Here is a 19,992-nt window from a genome sequence, read left to right as displayed (position 1 = left end):
TTGTGTTTTGAGAGAGGGGAGACCATTCAGATGAAAGCTATTCAAGTTGGACTGCTCGGATTAGGTACGGTAGGAAGCGGGGTGGTCAAAATCATTCGCGAGCATCAGGATAAACTAATGCATCTGGTTGGCTGTCCAGTGGAAGTAAAAAAAGTGCTCGTTCGCGAGAAGGATAAGCAGCGTATGGTGGATGTGGATCCCTCATTACTCACAACGGATCCATATGAAGTCATCCTGGATAAGGACGTAGACGTATTAATTGAAGTCATGGGCGGAATCGAGCAGACGAAAGACTATTTGCTGGACGCTTTAAATGAAAAAAAACAGGTTGTTACGGCTAATAAGGACCTAATGGCTCTTTACGGTTCAGAACTCCTTGCTGCAGCTACTAAAAATGGCTGTGATTTATTTTATGAAGCGAGCGTGGCAGGCGGAATTCCAATCCTGAGGAGCCTTGTAGACGGACTTGCTTCAGACCGTATTACAAAAATGATGGGAATAGTAAACGGAACAACCAACTTTATCTTAACGAAAATGAGCAAGTATGGAAGTCCGTATTCAGATGTACTAAAAGAGGCTCAGCAGTTAGGCTACGCAGAGTCCGATCCTACAGCGGATGTGGAAGGACTTGATGCAGCGCGGAAAATGGCAATCCTCGCACGTCTTGGATTCTCCATGAATGTAGATTTAAAAGATGTCCAGGTAAGAGGGATTTCAGCGATCTCAGATGATGACATCAATTACAGTAAGCGGCTTGGGTATACAATGAAGCTGATTGGCATTGCTCATCGGCATAAAAACAAAATTGAAGTCAGTGTTGAGCCGACCCTTCTGCCGGATCATCATCCGCTGGCAGCTGTAAATGATGAATACAATGCTGTGTATGTATATGGAGAAGCGGTAGGGGAAACGATGTTCTACGGTCCGGGTGCAGGCAGTATGCCGACAGCTACAGCCGTCGTTTCTGATTTAGTTGGAGTTATGAAGAATATGAGACTCGGAGTGAACGGAAGAAGCGCTGTTTCCCCCCAATATGAAAAACAGATGAAGAAGGCGGAAGAAATCTTCGCTCAGCATTTCCTAAGAATTCATGTGAAGGATCAAGTAGGGGCATTAGCGAAAATTACCGGTCTGTTTTCAGAGCGGGGAGTAAGCTTCGAAAAAATTCTTCAGCTGCCGCTGAAAAACAGCGAGCTTGCAGAAATCGTCATCGTGACGCACCATGCCTCCCAAAAGGATTTTTCTGAAATTCAAACACAGCTGGATGAACTTGAAGTGGTCTCTCAGGTTAAAAGCACATACAGAGTCGAAGGGAATGGCGGAGTATGAGCTGGGAAGGACTTCTAAAAGCATACAAGGACTATCTGCCGGTTAATGAGGACACACCTGCCCTTACCTTAAATGAAGGCAATACGCCCCTTATTCGCTTGTCTAAACTGTCCGAACAGTTCGGAGTCGACTGGTATGTGAAAACTGAAGGAACGAATCCGACAGGGTCTTTTAAAGACCGCGGTATGGTCATGGCCGTTGCCAAAGCGAAAGAGGCAGGGAGCAATACCGTTATGTGCGCATCCACTGGAAATACCTCTGCCGCAGCCGCAGCCTATGCTGCAAGAGCGGGAATGAAAAGCATTGTTGTCATTCCTGAAGGCAAAATTGCTTTTGGAAAACTTGCACAGGCGGTTATGTATGGTGCCGAAATTTACTCCATTCCTGGAAATTTTGATGATGCTCTTAAGATTGTCCGCAGTGTATGCGCGAAGCTCCCGATTACATTAGTGAACTCTGTAAATCCATATCGGCTTGAAGGACAAAAAACAGCTGCCTTCGAAGTCTGTGATGCACTGGGAAGCGCACCGGACATCCTATCCATTCCAGTCGGAAATGCAGGCAATATATCAGCCTATTGGAAGGGATTTACGGAATATCATCAAGAAAAGCAAACCGGATTGCCCCAAATGAGAGGATTTGAGGCGGAAGGTGCTGCTGCGATTGTACGCAAACAGGTCATCGATCAGCCGGAAACGATTGCAACGGCCATCCGTATCGGCAATCCTGCCAGCTGGGAGCTCGCCGTTGCAGCGGCAGATCAGTCAGGCGGGAAGATTGATGAGGTAACGGACAATGAAATACTGGAGGCATACAGGCTTATTGCCAGATCAGAAGGTATTTTTGCAGAGCCCGCCTCATGCGTGTCGATTGCAGGGGTCATGAAACAGCTGAAAAGCGGAGAGATTCCTAAAGGGGTCCGGATTGTTTCGGTTCTGACTGGCAATGGCTTGAAGGATCCGAATACGGCCATTGATTATAATGAAATTAAACCAATTCTTCTCCCGAATGAGGAAGAGAGTATTTTAGAGCGTCTTAAAGGAGTACAGCCGGTATGAAAGAAGGAGAGATGCTTAAAATTAAAGTACCCGGCAGCACAGCGAACCTTGGGCCGGGCTTTGACTCCATCGGACTTGCGCTCAGCAAATATTTGATTTTGACTGTTTCTTTATCAGATTCATGGTTTTTTGAAGCAGAAAGTCCTGAAACTTCCGGGTTGCCTGAGGGAAAGGAAAACCTTATTTATCAGGTAGCGGAGCGGACTGCTTCTGAGTATGGGAGCAGGATGCCCGCCTGTCATGTTAAGGTATGGAGTGATATTCCTGTAGCCAGAGGGCTCGGAAGCAGTGCTGCTGCCATCGTTGCAGGAGTGGAGCTTGCAGATGCATTATGCGGACTCGCTCTTACTCTTGAAGAGAAGGCGAGGCTTGCAAGTCTTGAGGAAGAACATCCGGACAATGCAGGGGCATCCGTGTATGGCGGAATGGTCATCGGACTCCACCAAAAAGATGAAACGAGCATCGTTCACTTGCCTGATTTCCAAATGGACCCAGTGGTCGTCGTTCCGTCATACAAGGTTTTTACAAAGGATGCAAGAGACGTACTCCCGGCAGCCTTGCCATTTAAATCAGCAGTGGAAGCGGGAGCTGTCGGAAATCTGCTCGTCGCTGCTCTCATGACAGGCAACTGGAAGCTTGCAGGAAAGATGATGGAGAAGGATCTGTTTCACCAGCCATACAGAGGAACGCTGACACCTGAATTAGAACTTGTTGCAGCTGCTGCCAAAAAAGCCGGCGCCTATGGCACAGCACTAAGCGGAGCCGGCCCCGCAGTGATCAGTTTTGCGAAAAAGGGAGAAGGTCAAAGGCTTGCTGATCTGCTTCGCAGGCAATTTCCTGACTGTCATGCAGACCTTCTGTTTGTTCCTTCGGAGGGCAGTACGGTCGAACGCTTTTCAAGCTATAACCATTCGGGAAACGTATGATAAAAAGACACGCTGAATCCTGCGTGTCTTTTTAGCGGTGCCATAAAACTAACATGTAATTTGCCGAAGCAAGTATAATGGCAATAAGGAGGAGTGCGCATAATGACCGATCGAAAAATAACATCAGAGGATTTATATAAAATAAAGACCCCTGCTGATCCGCGTATCTCGCCGGACGGCAGCCAAATCGTCTATACCGTATCATCCATTATAGAAAAAACACATACCTATCAGTCCCATTTGCATGTAATCAACAGGAACACTCAAGCAATGGAGCAATGGACATTTGGCGAAAATAAAAATCATTCTCCGCGCTGGTCATCAGGGGGAAATCTTGCGTTTATATCAGACCGTTCAGGAACTCCTCAAGCTTATGTGATGAAAGCCGGCGGCGGGGAAGGCAGACAGCTTACCTTTTCCAGTCACGGCGTATCGAATCCGTTATGGATCGACGAGGACCGCCTTCTATTTCTGACCTATTTACCGGAAAACGATTCCTATGAAAATCCAAAAAAGAAACCGGAATACCCTGTGCCACTTGAAGTGACGCAAATCCGCTACAAATCTGACCGGGATGGATTCATCCGGGGCAGAAAAAGCAGATTATTTCAACTTGATCTGAGCACAGGGGAAACAAGAGAATTGGTAAGCTGCGAAGGAGATGCTGAAAGTCCTTCTGTGTCAGCCGGACAGCTTGCATACGTCCATACACCACCCGAAATTCCAGGTACAGGACTTGTTTCGGATATACATATTAAGAATTTAAAGACCGGAGCGGACAAAAACATAACGGGAGGAAGAGGTATTTTCTCCAAACCTCAATTTTCTCCTGATGGCCGCTGCCTGGCGTTTTTCGGGCATGAGAAGGAATATAAAAGTGCTACCCTTCAAAAGCTTTGGCTCTACAATACGGAACATGAAACGCTGCAATGCCTGACTGGTGAATGGGATATGTACGCAGGTGATGCTGCTGTAAGTGACTCCTTATATGGAGCGGTTTCTCCGGATGTTCAATGGACAGCAGATTCTCAAGGATTTTATCTGATCGTAACGGATCGGGGCAGCACGGGAGTCTATTACGGTTCGATTGAAGGATTGATGTATCCCGTCCGAGTGGAAGAAGAGCATGTTAGCGGGCTTGCAATGCACCCTTCAGAGCACTGGGGCGTGCTTTCAATCAGTACACCCATTTCACCATCAGAGCTCTTTGAAGCGGACTTTCGAACAGGAGAAATTGTGAAGCTTACCCATCTGAACCAGCAATGGCTGGAGGGTACCTTAATTTCAGCTCCACAAGCGTTTGAAGCAGAAGCGGAAGATGGATGGAGCATTCATGGATGGCTCATGAAGCCTGCGGTAATGGAAGAGGGTAAAAAATACCCGCTGATTCTGCAGATTCACGGAGGACCTCATATGATGTATGCCAACACTTATTTTCACGAATTTCAGGTCCTCGCTTCACAGGGCTACGCCATTCTTTACGTAAACCCGCGCGGAAGCCATGGATATGGCCAGGATTTTGTGAATTTAAACCGAGGCGATTACGGAGGCAGTGATTACAAGGATTTAATGACGGCAGTCGATGCTGCCCTTGAGGATTTTTCGTTTGTTGACCAGGGACGGCTAGGTGTAACAGGCGGAAGCTACGGCGGATTTATGACGAACTGGATTGTCGGCCATACAAACCGCTTTAAAGCGGCCGTCACCCAGCGATCCATCAGCAACTGGCTCAGCTTTTACGGAGTGAGCGATATCGGCACGTTCTTCACAGAATGGGAAGTAGGCGGAACTATGCCAGGTGATGCCATGAAGCTTTGGGACCACTCTCCGCTGAAATATGCCGATGAAATCGACACGCCGCTTCTCATCCTTCACAGCGAAAAGGACTACAGATGTCCAATCGAGCAGGCAGAACAGCTTTATATCCTTCTGAAGAGAAAAGGCAAAAATGTAAAATTCATTCGTTTTCCTGAACAAAATCACGAGCTATCCCGAAGCGGCCATCCTTTGCTGAGGGTAGAGCGGCTGAACGCGATCACTGCATGGTTTAATGAGCATGTGTAAAAAAAAAGAAGCCCCCGGTAAAAACCGGAGGCTTCTTCTCATTCATTAAAATACTTGCTCAACTTCCACTACACCAGGTACTTCTTCAAGCAATGCACGCTCTATACCAGCCTTCAGTGTAATTGTTGAACTTGGGCAGCTTCCGCAAGCTCCCAAAAGACGAAGTTTTACAATTCCATCTTCAATATCCACCAGTTCACAGTCTCCGCCATCGCGAAGCAAAAACGGACGCAATTTATCGAGTACTTCCTGTACTTGTTCTCTTTGATTTTCTTCCATAGCTATCGTCTCCTTCCTGCCACTATTATATTCCGGCATGTTAAAAAAATCGAATGCCGAGACTCGGAAATCTCCATATTTTCTCCTATTGTATCACATTTTTTTCGAGAAACCTACGGACAAATGATGCCTGTTAAAAACATATGCAAAAAGCGCGCAAATCGAATACAATGAAGAAAAGCATTGACCGCGGAGGGGGAAAACCATGAACATCGAAGTATATGGTGCAGAAGTATTATGTCCAAGCTGTGTAAACATGCCTTCATCAAAAGAGACACAAGAGTGGCTTAGTGCAGCACTCTCAAGAAAATACCCAAATCAATTCATTGAAGTCTCCTATATAGACATCCATAACCCCGATCTTGAAGGTGAAAAAAAAGAAATAGCCGAAAAAATTCAAAACGATGAATACTTTTATCCCCTCGTCGTCATTAACGGCAATGTGGTTGGAGAGGGCAATCCCCGGCTTAAAACAATTTGTGAAGAGCTTGAAAAACTCGGTCTCGTAAAGGGAGCATAAAGTTCGGTAAGGATTCGGGAGTATTCGACCATTTCAGCACCTTAATTTTCAAAATTAATTAAGTAAAATGACCTATTTCATGGTATAGTTTTCAAAAAGGAGGCTATATCATGAATAATAAAATGAACGCACTGAAAAATCATACAGTCATCCGAAATCACACATATGAATATGAAATCAATCAAACCAAGTGCATGATTGATATTCATCTTGAGAAAGACGGAAAAGGAAAGCTGCAATACAAAGTGTACGTTACAGATCAGAATGGAGTTTTCCATACCAGTTCAGCCGACCCATCAAAATCAAAAGCAGTCAGCAAGGCAATGATGAAGTATTCATGGATTACTGCGTAACCGGTACTTCCTTGTGAAATGAATCGTTAGTTTGGGGAAGTACTCTGATGAGAGTGCTTTTTTTTGCGATTTTTAAGAGGGATCCCGAATTTGAAAAGCTCTGCTGCAGATTGCACTGCGGCGTCTCGCCTGTCCCGCTGCTCTCAGCTCGGAGTCTCACGCCTTCCGCTCCTATCAACAGGTGTTTAAAATCAACATATTGCTTTAACAAAGCCTTTAACAAAACAAAAAAGGCGGAAAGTATCCTCCGCCATGACCAATCAACCTCTATGAAACTTGTACATCCATAAAATTCCTGATTTAAGCAAGCGCGGAACCCGGCCCATAAGCGGCTTTTCGTTAAGTAATCCAAAGCCATGCTTTTTACCGAGCGACCCTAGAATCCCTTTAAGTTTAAATTGCGGGAATGATTCCGGTTCCGGTTCGTTTTTCCATCGTTTCAGCAAAACAATAACAATCTGTTCAGCCTGTGCTTCGGCAAGCTGGGCGCTTGGTGCATAAGGAAGGGAAGCGCAATCTCCCACCACAAATACGCTCTTATCATTCGGAATGTAATGCTGAGGAGTCAGCACGACACGGCCTTGTGTATCCTTTTCAACATCCATCTCGCGAACAATTTTACTAGGCTGAATTCCGGCTGTCCACACAATGACATCACTTTGAACAGGTTCATTATGATTGTAAACAACATTCGGCTCGACCTTCGTAATATTTGCGCCATTAATAATTTCAACTCCATGATCTTCAAACCAGCCCTGTACATAGCGGCTGAGTCTTTCTGGGAACATAGAGAGGATTGTTGCTCCGCGATCAAATAATTTAATCTTTAAATCTTTACGGCTCTCGCGCAGTTCACTTGCCAATTCAACACCGCTCAAACCTGCGCCTACTATGGAAACGATTGCACCTGCAGGCAGGTCATTAACCTTCCGATACGTCTTGCGTGACTGATCAATCGTTTGAATGCTGTATGAATATTCCTGTGCTCCTGGTACAGCATGGTACTTATCCTCACAGCCAAGACCCACTACAAGATCATCATAGCCTAGCGTTTCTCCATTCGTGAACACAATCTCTTTTTCTTTTCGGTCAATGGAAGCAACTTCCCCGTATTTATGAGTCAGGTTTTCATGCTCTGGAAAATCCACCCGGATGTGGTGATCAGAAATAGTTCCGGCTGCCAGCGCGTAGTATTCCGTTTTCAGGCAGTGATAGGGATTTTTATCAACCAGGGTGATTTGAACATCATTTGGAAGGTTATTTGGAAGCAGTCTTTGAAGAATTCTCATTCCCCCATACCCGCCGCCAAGAATTACTAGATTTTTCATATGCGGATTTCCCCTTCTCCCCATGGGAATTAATAAAAAAATAGTATTCTAAACTGATAAAATTAAAGAAAACCTTTTCAAAATGCCACTAAATAGTATATCGAATTTGCTGCAAAATCACAATATACCCCGGCAAAATATCCACTTACTATGTAAAAGTGCTGAATAGTACAACCTTATTACGTAAATGTGTTAAGTTAATTGTATCAAAGTGGACAGAGCTTTTGGAAGCCTCTATCCAATAAACATTGACGATTTTTATCGAAACAGGGTAGGATAAGAAAGAATTAGAGAGGTGATAGCATGAAGCCGATAATTGAATTTTGCATAAGCAATCTGGCAAACGGATCACAGCGGGCACTTGAAACGCTCGAAAAGGATCCAAACTTAGATATCGTGGAATACGGCTGTCTTGGATATTGCGGCAAATGCTTCGAATCCATGTATGCCCTTGTAAACGGTGAAGCCGTAACTGGCGAAACCCCCGACCAGCTCGTTGAAAATATCTATCAGCATCTGGAAGAGAATCCGATGTTCTAATATAAAAAGGATGGCCTCCCGAGGCCATCCTTTTCTATAAACTATTGGACAAGAGCTCTGGCCTCTCTCATTTCCTGCCACCTGTCCTTAGCCATTTCTACCAAACCTTTTTCAAGCGTCTGGCTCTGGTTTTCGATTATACGGGAAAAGTACCTTACCGCTTGAGTTTCCTTCCCGATTCTTCTGCTCAGCTCGCCGATTAAATAGAGCACTCTCATTTCCGTCATTTTCGTGCCTGCATAATCTTCCATCATATAAGATTGAATGTACTCCTTAAGAGCAAGCTCCAAAAAACGCATTTCCTGATCCTCAGTGCCCTCCGAACGGTACATCCAGGCGAGACGGTGAAGCAAACCGGCTTTCACCGAATGTTTTTCATGCTTAAGATCAGCGCAGTAAATCGCAAGCTTATAAGCTGAAAGGGCACCCTGCATGGACCTTTCCTGGCAATAATCATGCTTTGCCCAGTGATTCCATACATGCTCAGTTAGATGCTTTTTGGCTGGAACGGATAATTGAGGAGAAAACTCATCAGAAAATGAAAATCCGCAATTCGGGCACACCGATACATAGTATAGAAGCGGGTTGCAGCTTTCTGATTTGTATTTAGAGTAAAAATCCGAATCGTTGAACTCAATACGGATGAATGAAGAACGGAGTTTTTTAGTTTTGAAGGAAAAATCGCATAGAACACAAGTAGTATTTTTGTCATACAAATGAGCATTTCCCATTCTTATTCTCCTTTCGAATTCAATAAAGTAGTTCTATTATACCATAAAAAGACAGCGAAAACCTGAATCATGTATAATCCAGCTAAACAGAAAAAATAAAAACTCCTTACTAAAGTCGCAAGGAGTTCTTATCGTTCTATTCAAACGGGGGATATTCCTATTGTAGACCGCCTCCGCAAACTTTATACTTATAGAAATCATTTTTTTGGAGGACAGAAAATGGAGACCTTTCAATTTACAAAAATGCATGGCCTCGGCAACAATTATATCTATGTCAACATGTTTGAAGAAATCCTGAATGAATCAGACCTTCCCCGGCTTGCAAGAGAAGTCGCCAATCCATACACAGGAATAGGATCAGATGGAATGATCCTCATCTGCCCATCCGAACAGGCTCCAGTCAAAATGCGTGTATTTAATAATGATGGCTCAGAGGCCCTAAACTGCGGAAACGGATTAAGATGCGTCGCAAAATACGCCTATGAACACAAGCTTGCAGCTGAAACTGTCTTTAAAATTGAAACACTCTCAGGCTTAGTAGAAGCTAAAATTCATCTCAGCGGCGATCAGGTCCAAGCAGTAACCGTGGATATGGGAAAACCAAGACTTCAGAAAAAAGACGTTCCAATGGATGGAGCCCCTGAAGAAACCGCGATAGCCGAAAACATGATCTTCCAGGGAGAAGCTTATGAAATTACCGCACTATCAATGGGAAATCCACATATTATTTTTTATATAGATGATATCCAAACAGCACCACTGACAACACTCGGCCCATCCGTTGAAAAAGATCCGAGATTCCATAACGGAATCAACGTCGAATTTATCGAAGTCGTGAACCAAAATGAACTGAACTTCCGGGTATGGGAAAGAGGATCCGGCATCACCCAGGCATGCGGAACTGGAGCATGCGCCGCTGCTGTCGCATCTGTACTGAATGGAAAATCCCCAAGAGGTGAAGACATCACCGTCCACCTGGCAGGCGGAGATTTGATTATTAACTGGACCGAACAAGGAAACGTCCTAATGACCGGCCCCGCAGAAGTCATCGCTGAAGGAACGTACCATATCCGCTAGCTCAAGAATTTGAGTCTGACCACCTCACCATGTATACTTAACCTATAGCCATTTATAAAAAGGAGTGATCACATGGCTGAAATAATTACAATTACAGAAGCAGCATCCTTTCAAATAAAAGACATGATGAAAGAACACGAAGAAGAAAATGCCTTCCTCCGCGTTGGAATCAAAGGCGGCGGCTGCAGCGGACTCTCCTACGGAATGGGATTTGACCACGAAAAACAAGAAGGCGACGTCGAACTCGAATTCTTCGGCATCCCCGTCCTGATTGATAAAGATAGCGCACCCGCACTAAAAGGCACCATCATTGACTTCAAGCAATCCATGATGGGCGGCGGATTTACGATTGATAACCCGAACGCCATCGCCTCATGCGGCTGCGGGTCATCGTTTGTGACAGCAACAAATAAGGGTACTCCGGAAGAGTGCTGAGGTAAGAAGGTCCTAATTCAGGGCCTTTTTTTCGTGTCCTTCCTCTTTCTCACTCCATTTTAATTCTTCAACGAAATTCTTATAGTTTTCTTCTGAAGGATGGGGAAAGTGACTTAGAGTTTTGTCTTTATTGAGAATCGCGCATTCAAGGCTCTTGACCAAATAAGGGTAACTGCTCCATTTGTAGTTTTCCGCCTGCTGGACGGCCATGGCTTTGTAGGGGTTTAAATGGATGTAGCGGGTTGTGTTGAGGAATTTGGAGATGGTCGTAATGGGGTCAGCGTAGAATCTGCCTTCGAATAGATGGCCTCTATAATGATGCCTCCCGTTGAAATATCGGGCGTAACGAAAGTTTAACTGCTGCATAATTACATTTGGCTGGTATTGAATAACTTCAATCAGTAGATGAATATGATTTTTCATTAAACAGAAGGAATGGAGCTTGAAGGGGTACTTATGCTGGACTTCCTGGAGAATTTTCAAATAGTGGTCCTTATCGCGGTAATCTTCAAATAAAGCAGTTTTTCGTATTCCCCTTGATACAATGTGATAAATGGATCCAGGTTTAAGACTCCAATTTCGTGGCTTTGGCATAGACTCCCGCCTTTCATTATTTTAAAGAAGTATTCTACAACATGCCGTAAACACCTGTTAATAATATGTAAAAAATTCGTAAAATTATATAGAAGGATTTAGGACGGAAATTAGTTTCAAGCTATTAAATCTTTTAAATTACTTGGAAACTTGGAAACCGCCAATTATTATGCAATGCCAGGCAAACCGTCAAAACTCATGAATGCCAGGCAAGAATGCCAGGCAAACCGTCAAAACTCATGAATGCCAGGCAAGAATGCCAGGCAAACCGTCAAAACTCATGGATGCCAGGCAAGAATGCCAGGCAAACCGCCGAAACTCATGAATGCCAGGCAAACGGCCGAAATTCATGGATGCCAGGCAAGAATGCCAGGCAAGCGGCCAAAATTAATGAATGCCAGGCAAGAATGCCATTCAAACCGCCAAAATTAATGAATGCCAGGCAAACCACTCAAAACCACCGATGCCAAATATGAATACAAAAATGGGATAAAAGGAAGAGGCCGGTCAGATGACCGGCCCCTTTCTTCTTATTATTTCTCAAACAAACTAGTACTATGAAGCGGCTGAACGCGCGCTTTTGGATCAATGTATGCTTTTGCGTTGTTGACAGCAGTTGGTGCTTCACCAAAACCGCTGGCGATGAGCTTCACTTTTCCTTCGTACGTACAAATATCTCCTGCTGCGTAGATGCCTTCGATGTTTGTTTCCATTTTTGAGTTCACAAGAATATTATTCTTTTCGATGTTCAGATCCCAGTTTTTAATTGGACCAAGCGAGGAAACGAATCCGAAGTTGACAATGAGGTCATCAATCTCAATGACTTCTTTGCGCTCGCCTTTTACTTCCTGAAGGACGACTTGTTCAATGCGGTCTTCACCGATAATTTCCTCAGGAATAAATGGAGTCATGACTTCGACCTTGGAGTTCATCAGCTGTTCTACGCTGTGCTCGTGGGCACGGAATTTGTCGCGGCGGTGGACAAGTGTGACTTTTTCCGCGATTGGTTCAAGCATAAGGGCCCAGTCAAGAGCTGAATCTCCGCCGCCGCAGATCATGACGCGTTTGCCGGCAAAGGAGTTAAGATCATCGATGAAGTAGTGCATGTTTTTGCCTTCGTATTGCGGAGCATTTTCAAGTTCAAGGCGGCGCGGCTGGAATGCTCCGTTTCCAGCGGTGATGATGATGGTTTTTGTATAGTGGATTTCAGAGTTGGTGGTCAGCTTAAAGACGCCGTCCGCTTGTTTTTCTACTTCTTCCACTGCCTGATCCAAGGCAACGGAAGGGTTGAACATAGCCATTTGCTCTTTTAAATTGTTGATAAGCTCCTGCGCACGGACTTTTGGAAAACCAGCTACATCATATATGTATTTTTCAGGATAAAGGGCAGAAAGCTGTCCGCCAAGCTGAGGAAGACTTTCGATGATTTTAACGCTTGCTTGTCTCATTCCTCCATAAAATGCTGTGAACAAGCCGACGGGTCCTCCGCCAATGATGGTAATGTCGTAAACCTTTGTATCTTCTTTCACAATGCAACCCCCTAATTGATAACTATTCTTACTTATATCATACCATATTTTTTTAGGAAGCTCATCTTCCAAAAAAGATCGGTAAGTTTTTCCTGATCTAGAGATTGCAGCCTTTTCTTTCATAATCGAATGGCGAATAGAATGCAATTTAAGTAAGTATCCTACCTTATTTTCGGAATTTTCGCAACTGATGATTTGGGTTAAATAGAACTTGAAAAACATTTCACAAAGGATTAATATTGGTAATAGGCATAATTGTTAATTTTTTGTGAACCATTCTTTAAATGGTGGATTATTTTTTTGTGTACTATATAGTGAAGTATTTCACAAAGTTTTTGGCGAAAATCAAAATAAAATGGTGAAAAGAAGCGGAAAATATACGAAGGTATTATTTTCAGTTCTCTTATTCCCACAAATTTAGTAAAGGTGATGTGATTTGTCTTGAATAAACCAAAAGTAGTGGTTTTAGGTGCAGGTTATGGTGGTTTAATTACGGTTAACCGTCTTTCAAAATTAGTAGGTGTTAATGATGCGGATATTACGCTTGTTAACAAAAACGATTACCATTATGAAACAACATGGCTGCATGAAGCTTCAGCAGGTACGCTTCATCACGATAAATGCCGTTACCAAATCAAAGAAGTAATCAGCAGCCGTGTGAACTTCGTGCAGGATACAGTAACTGCGATCAAACCGGAAGAGAAGAAAATTGTTCTTGAAAAAGGCGAGCTTGATTACGACTATCTGGTTGTTTCTCTAGGTTCTCAGCCGGAAACTTTCGGAATTCAAGGTTTGAAGGAATATGCTTTTGGAATTACAAACATTAATGCTGCCCGCCAATTGCGTGAGCATATTGAACTTCAGTTCGCAACGTATCAGACTGAAGAAGTAAAACAGGATGACCGTTTAACAATTGTTGTTGGGGGAGCAGGATTCACAGGTATCGAGTTCCTTGGAGAACTTTCCAACCGTGTTCCAAAGCTTTGCCGCGAATATGATATTGATCCTAAGAAAGTCCGCATCATCTGTGTGGAGGCTGCTCCGACGGCTCTTCCGGGATTTGATCCGGAACTTGTTGAGTATGCAGTTAATCATCTTGAGCGCAAAGGTGTAGAATTCAAAATCGGTACAGCTATTAAAGAATGTACGGAAGATGGAATCGTCGTTGCTAAAGATGATCATATGGAAGAAATCAAAGCTGGTACAGTTGTATGGGCTGCAGGAGTTCGCGGAAACAGCGTTGTAGAAGAAGCTGGATTCGAGAACATGCGCGGACGCGTTAAAGTTACTCCTGATCTTCTTGCACCTGGCCACAAAGATGTATTCATCATTGGAGATTGCTCATTGATTATCAATGAAGAAATCAATCGTCCATATCCTCCAACTGCACAAATTGCGATGCAGCAGGGTGAAACTTGTGCGAAAAACCTATCCGTATTAATTAAAGGCCAGGGAGAAATGGAAGGCTTTAAAGCTGACATTAAAGGTACAGTTGCTTCCCTTGGTGAAGATGATGCAGTAGGAACCGTTTTCGGCAAGAAGCTTGTTGGAACGAAAGCATCGTTCATGAAGAAGATGATCGACAACCGTGCGCTATACATGGTGGGCGGACCTGGTATGGTCATGAAAAAAGGAAAATTCAAGTTCTTTTAATAAGTAAGGAAAGGCAAAAGCTTATAGCTTTTGCCTTTTATTATTTTTGGGTACATAATAAAAGGCATATACCATATGATGGAATGACAGAAAGAGGAGTGGCATCATGACAAGTAAACGGGGAAATGTTTGGCTGGCTGCCGCAGGTATCGTTACTGATGAATCGAACAGGTGGCTTGTTGTAAAAAAGAAATACGGCGGTTTGATGGGGAAGTGGTCCTTGCCGGCAGGATTTGTGGATGGAAATGAAACGATTGATCAGGCTGTAATCAGAGAGATTTATGAGGAAACAGGGGTTAAGGCGGTCATCGATGGAATTGTTGGGGTAAGATCCGGCGTTATTAAAGGACAGGTCAGTGACAACATGATAATCTTTAAACTGCGGGCAGCAAGCAATGTGATCCGCATCCAGGAAGATGAGCTCTTTGAGGCAGCATTTATTCCTTACGAGCAGCTGAAAACGGATCCGGATGCGTCTTTGCTGATTACAGCTCTGGCAGAAAAAGATATTCATCCTAAACTGGAGTTATTTGACCAGCTGGATCCTGGAGAGCAATTCCAGTACTCCGCATATAATTTATTTTTATAATTTTCAAAAAAATAAGAAAATTAAAGAAAACAGGAGTGCGGACTTGATGTATTCGCTTTCATTAGCTCTTTTGTCATCTTATCTGACTTTATTGTTGACAAGATACCTGCTATCTTAATTAACAATAGATCGTAAAGGGGAGATTAGAGATGGCTGCATTGAAGGCTGAAAAGAGAGAGTGTCCATATTGCTCAGGTAAGGGATATTTTCAGTTGCTGCTAGGCGGTACAGAAACCTGCGATTTTTGCAATGGAACTGGAAAAAAGTCTTGAAATATAGAAAATTCAGGGAAATTCATATTGACGTATCTAATGCGCTTTCAGTACACTGAAATTGGTGTATTGGAGGTGTTTTAGGTATGATATTGCCGGTATTTATCATTTCAATCGTATTGTTCTTTGTATTGTTCTTTGGAATCGGCTTTTTATTGAACATGCTGCTTAGAATGTCTTGGATCATGGCCATTATTTATCCGGTTGTATGCATTTTAATTATTGATGATACAGCTGCAGCCTCTTATTTCACAGCACCGGGAGAGTCTTTTCCCGCCCTGCTTCATAAAGTAGTTTCTCTTCAGGGAGTAGATGTCACCATTTTAATAAGCGGTCTTGCAGGTGCAATTTGTTCTGGACTGGTTATCCAGACGTTAAGAAAAAGAGGATATCAAATGTTCTGAGGCTTCCGATTGTTCGGAGGTTTTTTTATTTGTTCTGACTCGCAATCATTCAGCCATTAAGGTGTGGAAATCGATTCAGTAACATATCCTTTTGTTACAAATTTTTCAATTTCCCTCATTAAGAATATTTTTGTTTCCGGACGGGAACAAATAGTCTAGTGAGGGGAGTGAGAGTAAGAGAATGAGAAAGCTTGGAATATGGTCGAGGCGTTTTGTTATGGCCATGCTTTTTGCAGGAGCATTGGCTGCAACGTTTGAGGGTGTCTCAGGCGTTAAAGCGAGAGAACTGACCCAAGACTTATATAATAAGTATACATATCAAAATGAAAAAGACGGATCTCTGCGTTTCTTTGGACTTGCTATGAAGTTTTTGCCATCAGATCACCATTTGGCGGCACTAACTTCTTCAAATTCAGCGGTGAGTAAGAATGATTCCTTGGAGACGGCTTTTGATTGGGAGAAGTATCCGAAGCATAAGGTTCTTGCTACCGGCTATACGGCGGGATTTGAGTCGACAGGTAAAAATCCCGGGCATCCTGAATATGGAATTACTTATTCCGGTGTTAAGGTGAAGCGGGATTTGTTTTCTACGATCGCTGCAGATTTAACTGTATTTCCGATTGGGACGGTGCTTTTTATCCCTGATTATGGATATGGCGTTGTGGCGGATAAAGGTGCAGCCATTAAAGGTGACAGGCTGGACTTGTATTTTAATACAGTCGCTGATGTTTATAAAAATTGGGGCAAAAAAGAACTTGAGGTTTATGTTGTTAAAAAAGGGGACGGCAGCTTTACGGAAAAGGAACTGGCAAAGCTGAATGAAAGTGAATCCCTGCAAGCATTCAGACAGCAATACACTAAACCGAAAACTGGATATTAAGGCGAAAAAGGCAGCTGGGATCTTCTCCAGCTGCCTTTACCATTTGGCTATAATTTGCATTTAATTTCAAAGAATTTTCCTTCCTGAATAGATTGAAGAATTCCGAATAAGGGAGATTTGGTCCTTAAAATGGTCTGGATGCAGGATAGCAGCAAGGTTGGCCAGTCCTTCATACAGTCTTGGAGATGGCCTGCAAAAAAGCGCTTCCTGCAGCATAATTACTCTGCCGTTGCGCAGAGCTGATAATTCGGATGACCGAGTCCTTTTTTGAACATGCTCAATTTTCATTTTTGATTCTTTCACTCCGACCCAGACCAGGAAGAAATAATCGGGGTCCTTTGTTAAAATATCCTCCCAGTCCGTTTGAATGCTGGGGATTTCTGTTTGACTGAAAATGTTTTCTCCGCCCGCAAGACGGCTCATCTCAGTCAGCCAGTTTGTTCCTCCAGGAGTGAAAATCGGCTTTGGCCACCACTCAAAATAGACGGAGGGTTTAGAGGAAAGCTCCAGTGACTTAATTTCAAATTGCTTTACAATCGAGCGGAGCACCTTCGTTTTTTCCTGTGCCTTATCAAGGCAGCCAGTTCTTTCCCCTAATCTCATCAGATCCTCGTTTAAATCTTCAAAGGATTGCGGGTCAAATACCATATACGGAAGATTTCTCCGTTCGAGTTCTTCAATATTTTTCTCCATGCCCGGGACACTGAGGGAAGCGAGCACTAAGTCGGGCTCGCATTTTTCGAGATCATCCATCCGTATCGACAAATCGGGACCGAGTCTTGGCAGGTGTTTAATTTCCTCCGGCCAATCCGAAAAATCGTCGAGTCCTACTAATTGGTCCGCCAATCCCAGGCAGACGGCAAGCTCGGTATTGCTGGGGCAAATCGAAACAATTTTCATCTGGTTCACCTCATGCCCTATAGTTGGAAAAAGAGGTAATGCATTAACAGGGTAAGCAGAATTCCAGTAATCCCGCCGAAAAAAACTTCAATTGGCTGATGGCCTAGTAATTCCTTTAGCCTCTTTTGTTTTTCCTGTTCCTGATTTTGCTGCCAATCTTTCGCTTCCTTCATAAAACGGTTAAAATCAATGACCAGTTTATTAAGAACAGTGGCTTGTTCACCCGCATGGCGGCGAACTCCCGTTGCATCAAACATGGTGATAACTGCAAATATTGCCGACACGGCAAATAGGGTGGAACCGAGACCTTCTTCGAGTGCCACTGCTGTTGTCAGGGCAGTTACGGCTGCTGAATGGGAGCTGGGCATACCGCCTGTACTGGTTACGAGTGACCAATCCCATTTTCTAATGGCAATAAAATGAATGGGTACTTTCACAACCTGAGCGAAAAATATCGCAGTCAGAGCAGCTATTAAAGGGAAATTATAAAATATATCCATAATGGATTCTCCTGCCTTCCATATGTATCAGCACTTAATTGTGTTTAAATTCCCCCCTTCTGATAAAATAAAGATAACAGGCGAAGGGGGACCGCTTTATGGATGGTTATCCGGAGGAATACTACCAGTTTTTCATCCATTTTAATGAAGGCGATTTCTATACGTGCCACGACCTCCTGGAGGAAATGTGGCTGACAGACAAATCCAACCTGTTTTTAAAGGGTTTGCTTCAAATGTCTGTTGCCCTTTATCATTACAGCTACGGCAACTTAAAAGGGTCAAGAGCCATGATGCGCGCTGGCAGGCAGTACATACAGTCCTACCGCCCGATTTACTGGGGCATTAATTTGGAAAAAGTAAGTCGGTTCATGGAAAATTGTTTACTTATTATACCACAGGTCCCGGATAAGGTACCGTATGAAATGACTAAGGAGCTGCCCAGACTCCCCTTGCTCATTCTATACCTTGAATAGACCGATTAAAAACACGTGATGGAGGAATGTGACATGTTCAAAGTAATGGATACGCTTACTGGAAATGAAGAAACCCTGATTACAGGATTATTTAAAAAGACACAGCCTTTGCAGGGCACACTTGCAGCTATAGATGAGAGCCTTGAAGGGCATGTGACGGCATTGCTAAAAGAAGGGGATATTAGTGCGGACTCCATGGCCGTTGCGAAAATTTTTCCTTTAGGAAAAACGCATTTAAAAAGAATTTACATTTCCGGGCTGGGAAGGGAAAAGGAATGGGGTTTCGAAGCAGCAAGAGAAGCATTCGGCAATATCGTGAAACGCCTTCTTGCTGACCGGAAAACAGAGGCAGTCATTGATTTGGACTCTTTTACTTCTGAACACCTGAACGGATTGGAAGCAGCACACGCATTGGCTGAGGCACTCGAGCTCGCTTCCTATAAAATTAAAGATTATAAGCATAAATCAAATGAACCTGAAAAAAAGATTGAAGAGCTAACGGTTTTGACGAAAGAAGATGCTTCCGAGATAAAAGCCGCTTTATTTGTTGGAGCTGCACATGGGAGAGGCACAAATTCAGCGAGGACGCTTGTGAATATGCCGTCGAACATTCTAACGGCAAATGAGCTTGCAGAACATGCGAAAATGCTTGCCGATCGATATGGCTTCGAGTGTGAAATTCTTGAAAAAGAAGAGATGCAGAAGCTTGGTATGGGCGCGATGCTTGCTGTAAACCAAGGTTCCGCTGAGCCTCCTAAAATGATTACGCTGAAATACAATGGAAATGAGAACAGTACGGAAACAATTGGCCTTGTAGGCAAAGGAATCACCTTTGATACAGGCGGATATTCCATTAAAACGAAATCAGGAATTGTCGGAATGAAAACGGATATGGGAGGCGCTGCTGCCGTGCTTGGAGCGATGGAAATTATCGGCGAGCTAAAGCCTGAGCAAAACGTAGTGGCGGTTATTCCTTCTACAGACAATGTCATTTCAGCAACTGCCTTCAAGCCGGACGATGTCATCATTTCCATGAGCGGAAAAACAATTGAAGTGTTAAATACCGATGCCGAAGGAAGGCTTGTCCTTGCAGATGCCATCACATATGCCAAACATCATGGAGCGACCCATTTAGTTGATGTTGCGACTCTGACCGGGGGAGTAATTGTTGCATTAGGAAATGATATGACGGGTGCAACGACGAATAATGACGCCCTTTATGAACAAGTGACAGCGGCATCTAAGGAATGCGGGGAGCCAATCTGGCAGCTGCCGATTACAGAAAAAGATACAAAACGTGTAAAAAGCAGCAAAATGGCAGATCTGAGTAATTCTCCTGGAAGAGAGGGACATGCGATTATGGCTGCGGCTTTCTTGAAAGAGTTTGCTGAAGATACTCCGTGGGTCCACTTGGATATTGCAGGTACTTCGGTTACGAACAAAGAAAGCCGTCTTGGACCATCTGGTGCGACAGGAGTCATGGCAAGAACACTCGCTACATTCATAGAAAATTTTGAGGTCTAACAAGAAACAGGGCTTCCGCCTAACTCTCTGGACA

24 protein-coding genes are annotated in these 19,992 nt (G+C 43.7%); 17 read left to right on the top strand and 7 right to left on the bottom strand.

Annotated elements, in window-relative coordinates; genetic code table 11:
* The first annotated feature begins 30 nt into the window (after positions 1–30).
* The 4 genes from WCV65_RS17365 (at position 31) to WCV65_RS17350 (ending at position 5,377) form a co-directional block, all read left to right on the top strand.
* Positions 31–1,329 (top strand): homoserine dehydrogenase, encoded by a 1,299-nt coding sequence (locus tag WCV65_RS17365; RefSeq protein WP_338778209.1) that lies wholly within the window; start codon positions 31–33, stop codon positions 1,327–1,329.
* Positions 1,326–2,387 (top strand): threonine synthase, encoded by a 1,062-nt coding sequence (gene thrC / locus WCV65_RS17360; protein WP_338778207.1) that lies wholly within the window; start codon positions 1,326–1,328, stop codon positions 2,385–2,387. The genes WCV65_RS17365 and thrC overlap by 4 nt, the downstream gene beginning before the upstream one ends.
* Entirely contained in the window at positions 2,384–3,313 is a 930-nt protein-coding gene (gene thrB, locus WCV65_RS17355) for a homoserine kinase (protein WP_035411140.1), read from the top strand. The genes thrC and thrB overlap by 4 nt, the downstream gene beginning before the upstream one ends.
* A gap of 102 nt (positions 3,314–3,415) precedes the next feature.
* On the top strand, positions 3,416–5,377 hold the full coding sequence (locus tag WCV65_RS17350) for a S9 family peptidase (protein WP_338778205.1): 1,962 nt from the start codon (positions 3,416–3,418) through the stop codon (positions 5,375–5,377).
* A gap of 45 nt (positions 5,378–5,422) precedes the next feature.
* Here the strand turns inward: WCV65_RS17350 and WCV65_RS17345 are convergent, their stop codons facing one another.
* Positions 5,423–5,695, bottom strand: coding sequence for a NifU family protein (locus WCV65_RS17345; protein ID WP_231889972.1), 273 nt, complete (start codon positions 5,693–5,695; stop codon positions 5,423–5,425).
* 166 nt (positions 5,696–5,861) lie between these two features.
* Here WCV65_RS17345 and WCV65_RS17340 point away from each other — a divergent pair, with 166 nt between their 5' ends.
* Together WCV65_RS17340 and WCV65_RS17335 are read left to right on the top strand one after the other, a co-directional pair.
* Complete coding sequence (locus WCV65_RS17340; RefSeq protein ID WP_338778202.1) at positions 5,862–6,176, top strand: YuzD family protein; 315 nt, start codon at positions 5,862–5,864, stop codon at positions 6,174–6,176.
* Between the two features lie 110 nt (positions 6,177–6,286).
* Positions 6,287–6,529 carry a hypothetical protein gene (locus WCV65_RS17335; protein WP_338778200.1) on the top strand — a complete coding sequence of 81 codons (243 nt, stop codon included), beginning with the start codon at positions 6,287–6,289 and terminating at the stop codon, positions 6,527–6,529.
* Between the two features lie 260 nt (positions 6,530–6,789).
* On the opposite strand, the gene WCV65_RS17330 is transcribed toward WCV65_RS17335, so the two are convergent.
* Positions 6,790–7,857, bottom strand: a complete 1,068-nt coding sequence (locus WCV65_RS17330) for an NAD(P)/FAD-dependent oxidoreductase (protein ID WP_035411127.1) — start codon at positions 7,855–7,857, stop codon at positions 6,790–6,792.
* Between the two features lie 303 nt (positions 7,858–8,160).
* Here WCV65_RS17330 and WCV65_RS17325 point away from each other — a divergent pair, with 303 nt between their 5' ends.
* On the top strand, positions 8,161–8,397 hold the full coding sequence (locus tag WCV65_RS17325) for a YuzB family protein (protein WP_338778198.1): 237 nt from the start codon (positions 8,161–8,163) through the stop codon (positions 8,395–8,397).
* Positions 8,398–8,438: 41 nt separating this feature from the next.
* On the opposite strand, the gene WCV65_RS17320 is transcribed toward WCV65_RS17325, so the two are convergent.
* Complete coding sequence (locus WCV65_RS17320; RefSeq protein WP_035411121.1) at positions 8,439–9,128, bottom strand: DUF2225 domain-containing protein; 690 nt, start codon at positions 9,126–9,128, stop codon at positions 8,439–8,441.
* Positions 9,129–9,347: 219 nt separating this feature from the next.
* On the opposite strand from WCV65_RS17320, the gene dapF reads away from it, so the two are divergent.
* Complete coding sequence (gene dapF / locus WCV65_RS17315; protein ID WP_338778194.1) at positions 9,348–10,205, top strand: diaminopimelate epimerase; 858 nt, start codon at positions 9,348–9,350, stop codon at positions 10,203–10,205.
* Between the two features lie 72 nt (positions 10,206–10,277).
* On the top strand, positions 10,278–10,640 hold the full coding sequence (locus WCV65_RS17310; RefSeq protein ID WP_338778192.1) for an iron-sulfur cluster assembly accessory protein: 363 nt from the start codon (positions 10,278–10,280) through the stop codon (positions 10,638–10,640).
* A gap of 12 nt (positions 10,641–10,652) precedes the next feature.
* On the opposite strand, the gene WCV65_RS17305 is transcribed toward WCV65_RS17310, so the two are convergent.
* The gene (locus WCV65_RS17305; RefSeq protein WP_338778191.1) at positions 10,653–11,234 is read right to left on the bottom strand and encodes a transposase; all 582 of its coding nucleotides are present in this window, start codon (positions 11,232–11,234) and stop codon (positions 10,653–10,655) included.
* A 215-nt stretch (positions 11,235–11,449) separates the two neighbouring features.
* On the opposite strand from WCV65_RS17305, the gene WCV65_RS17300 reads away from it, so the two are divergent.
* Positions 11,450–11,710: a hypothetical protein gene (locus tag WCV65_RS17300; RefSeq protein ID WP_338778189.1), complete on the top strand. Its 261-nt coding sequence runs from the start codon at positions 11,450–11,452 to the stop codon at positions 11,708–11,710.
* 57 nt (positions 11,711–11,767) lie between these two features.
* On the opposite strand, the gene yumC is transcribed toward WCV65_RS17300, so the two are convergent.
* Positions 11,768–12,763, bottom strand: coding sequence for a ferredoxin--NADP reductase 2 (gene yumC / locus WCV65_RS17295; protein WP_338778187.1), 996 nt, complete (start codon positions 12,761–12,763; stop codon positions 11,768–11,770).
* Between the two features lie 441 nt (positions 12,764–13,204).
* Between yumC and WCV65_RS17290 the strand changes: the two genes are divergently transcribed.
* From WCV65_RS17290 to WCV65_RS17270, 5 genes are all read left to right on the top strand, one after another.
* On the top strand, positions 13,205–14,416 hold the full coding sequence (locus WCV65_RS17290) for an NAD(P)/FAD-dependent oxidoreductase (RefSeq protein ID WP_035411106.1): 1,212 nt from the start codon (positions 13,205–13,207) through the stop codon (positions 14,414–14,416).
* A gap of 106 nt (positions 14,417–14,522) precedes the next feature.
* Positions 14,523–15,005: an NUDIX hydrolase gene (locus WCV65_RS17285; RefSeq protein WP_035411103.1), complete on the top strand. Its 483-nt coding sequence runs from the start codon at positions 14,523–14,525 to the stop codon at positions 15,003–15,005.
* Between the two features lie 149 nt (positions 15,006–15,154).
* The gene (locus WCV65_RS17280) at positions 15,155–15,277 is read left to right on the top strand and encodes a YuiA family protein (protein WP_197491624.1); all 123 of its coding nucleotides are present in this window, start codon (positions 15,155–15,157) and stop codon (positions 15,275–15,277) included.
* Positions 15,278–15,363: 86 nt separating this feature from the next.
* Positions 15,364–15,681, top strand: coding sequence for a YuiB family protein (locus WCV65_RS17275; RefSeq protein ID WP_035411100.1), 318 nt, complete (start codon positions 15,364–15,366; stop codon positions 15,679–15,681).
* Between the two features lie 181 nt (positions 15,682–15,862).
* Positions 15,863–16,561: a 3D domain-containing protein gene (locus WCV65_RS17270; RefSeq protein ID WP_338778182.1), complete on the top strand. Its 699-nt coding sequence runs from the start codon at positions 15,863–15,865 to the stop codon at positions 16,559–16,561.
* A 66-nt stretch (positions 16,562–16,627) separates the two neighbouring features.
* On the opposite strand, the gene WCV65_RS17265 is transcribed toward WCV65_RS17270, so the two are convergent.
* Both WCV65_RS17265 and WCV65_RS17260 read right to left on the bottom strand, forming a co-directional pair.
* Positions 16,628–17,461, bottom strand: a complete 834-nt coding sequence (locus WCV65_RS17265) for a cobalamin-binding protein (protein ID WP_338778180.1) — start codon at positions 17,459–17,461, stop codon at positions 16,628–16,630.
* Between the two features lie 17 nt (positions 17,462–17,478).
* Entirely contained in the window at positions 17,479–17,961 is a 483-nt protein-coding gene (locus tag WCV65_RS17260) for a divergent PAP2 family protein (RefSeq protein ID WP_035411095.1), read from the bottom strand.
* Positions 17,962–18,059: 98 nt separating this feature from the next.
* Between WCV65_RS17260 and WCV65_RS17255 the strand changes: the two genes are divergently transcribed.
* Both WCV65_RS17255 and WCV65_RS17250 read left to right on the top strand, forming a co-directional pair.
* Positions 18,060–18,434, top strand: a complete 375-nt coding sequence (locus WCV65_RS17255; RefSeq protein ID WP_338778178.1) for a DUF309 domain-containing protein — start codon at positions 18,060–18,062, stop codon at positions 18,432–18,434.
* 33 nt (positions 18,435–18,467) lie between these two features.
* On the top strand, positions 18,468–19,958 hold the full coding sequence (locus WCV65_RS17250; protein ID WP_338778176.1) for a leucyl aminopeptidase: 1,491 nt from the start codon (positions 18,468–18,470) through the stop codon (positions 19,956–19,958).
* Positions 19,959–19,992: the final 34 nt, after the last annotated feature.

It is taken from the genome of Metabacillus sp. FJAT-52054 (assembly GCF_037201815.1).
Classification (GTDB): Bacteria; Bacillota; Bacilli; order Bacillales; family Bacillaceae; genus Metabacillus_B; species Metabacillus_B sediminis.
The sequence above is the reverse complement of the archived record's forward strand: the minus strand, read 5'-3'. Positions and strand labels throughout refer to the sequence as shown.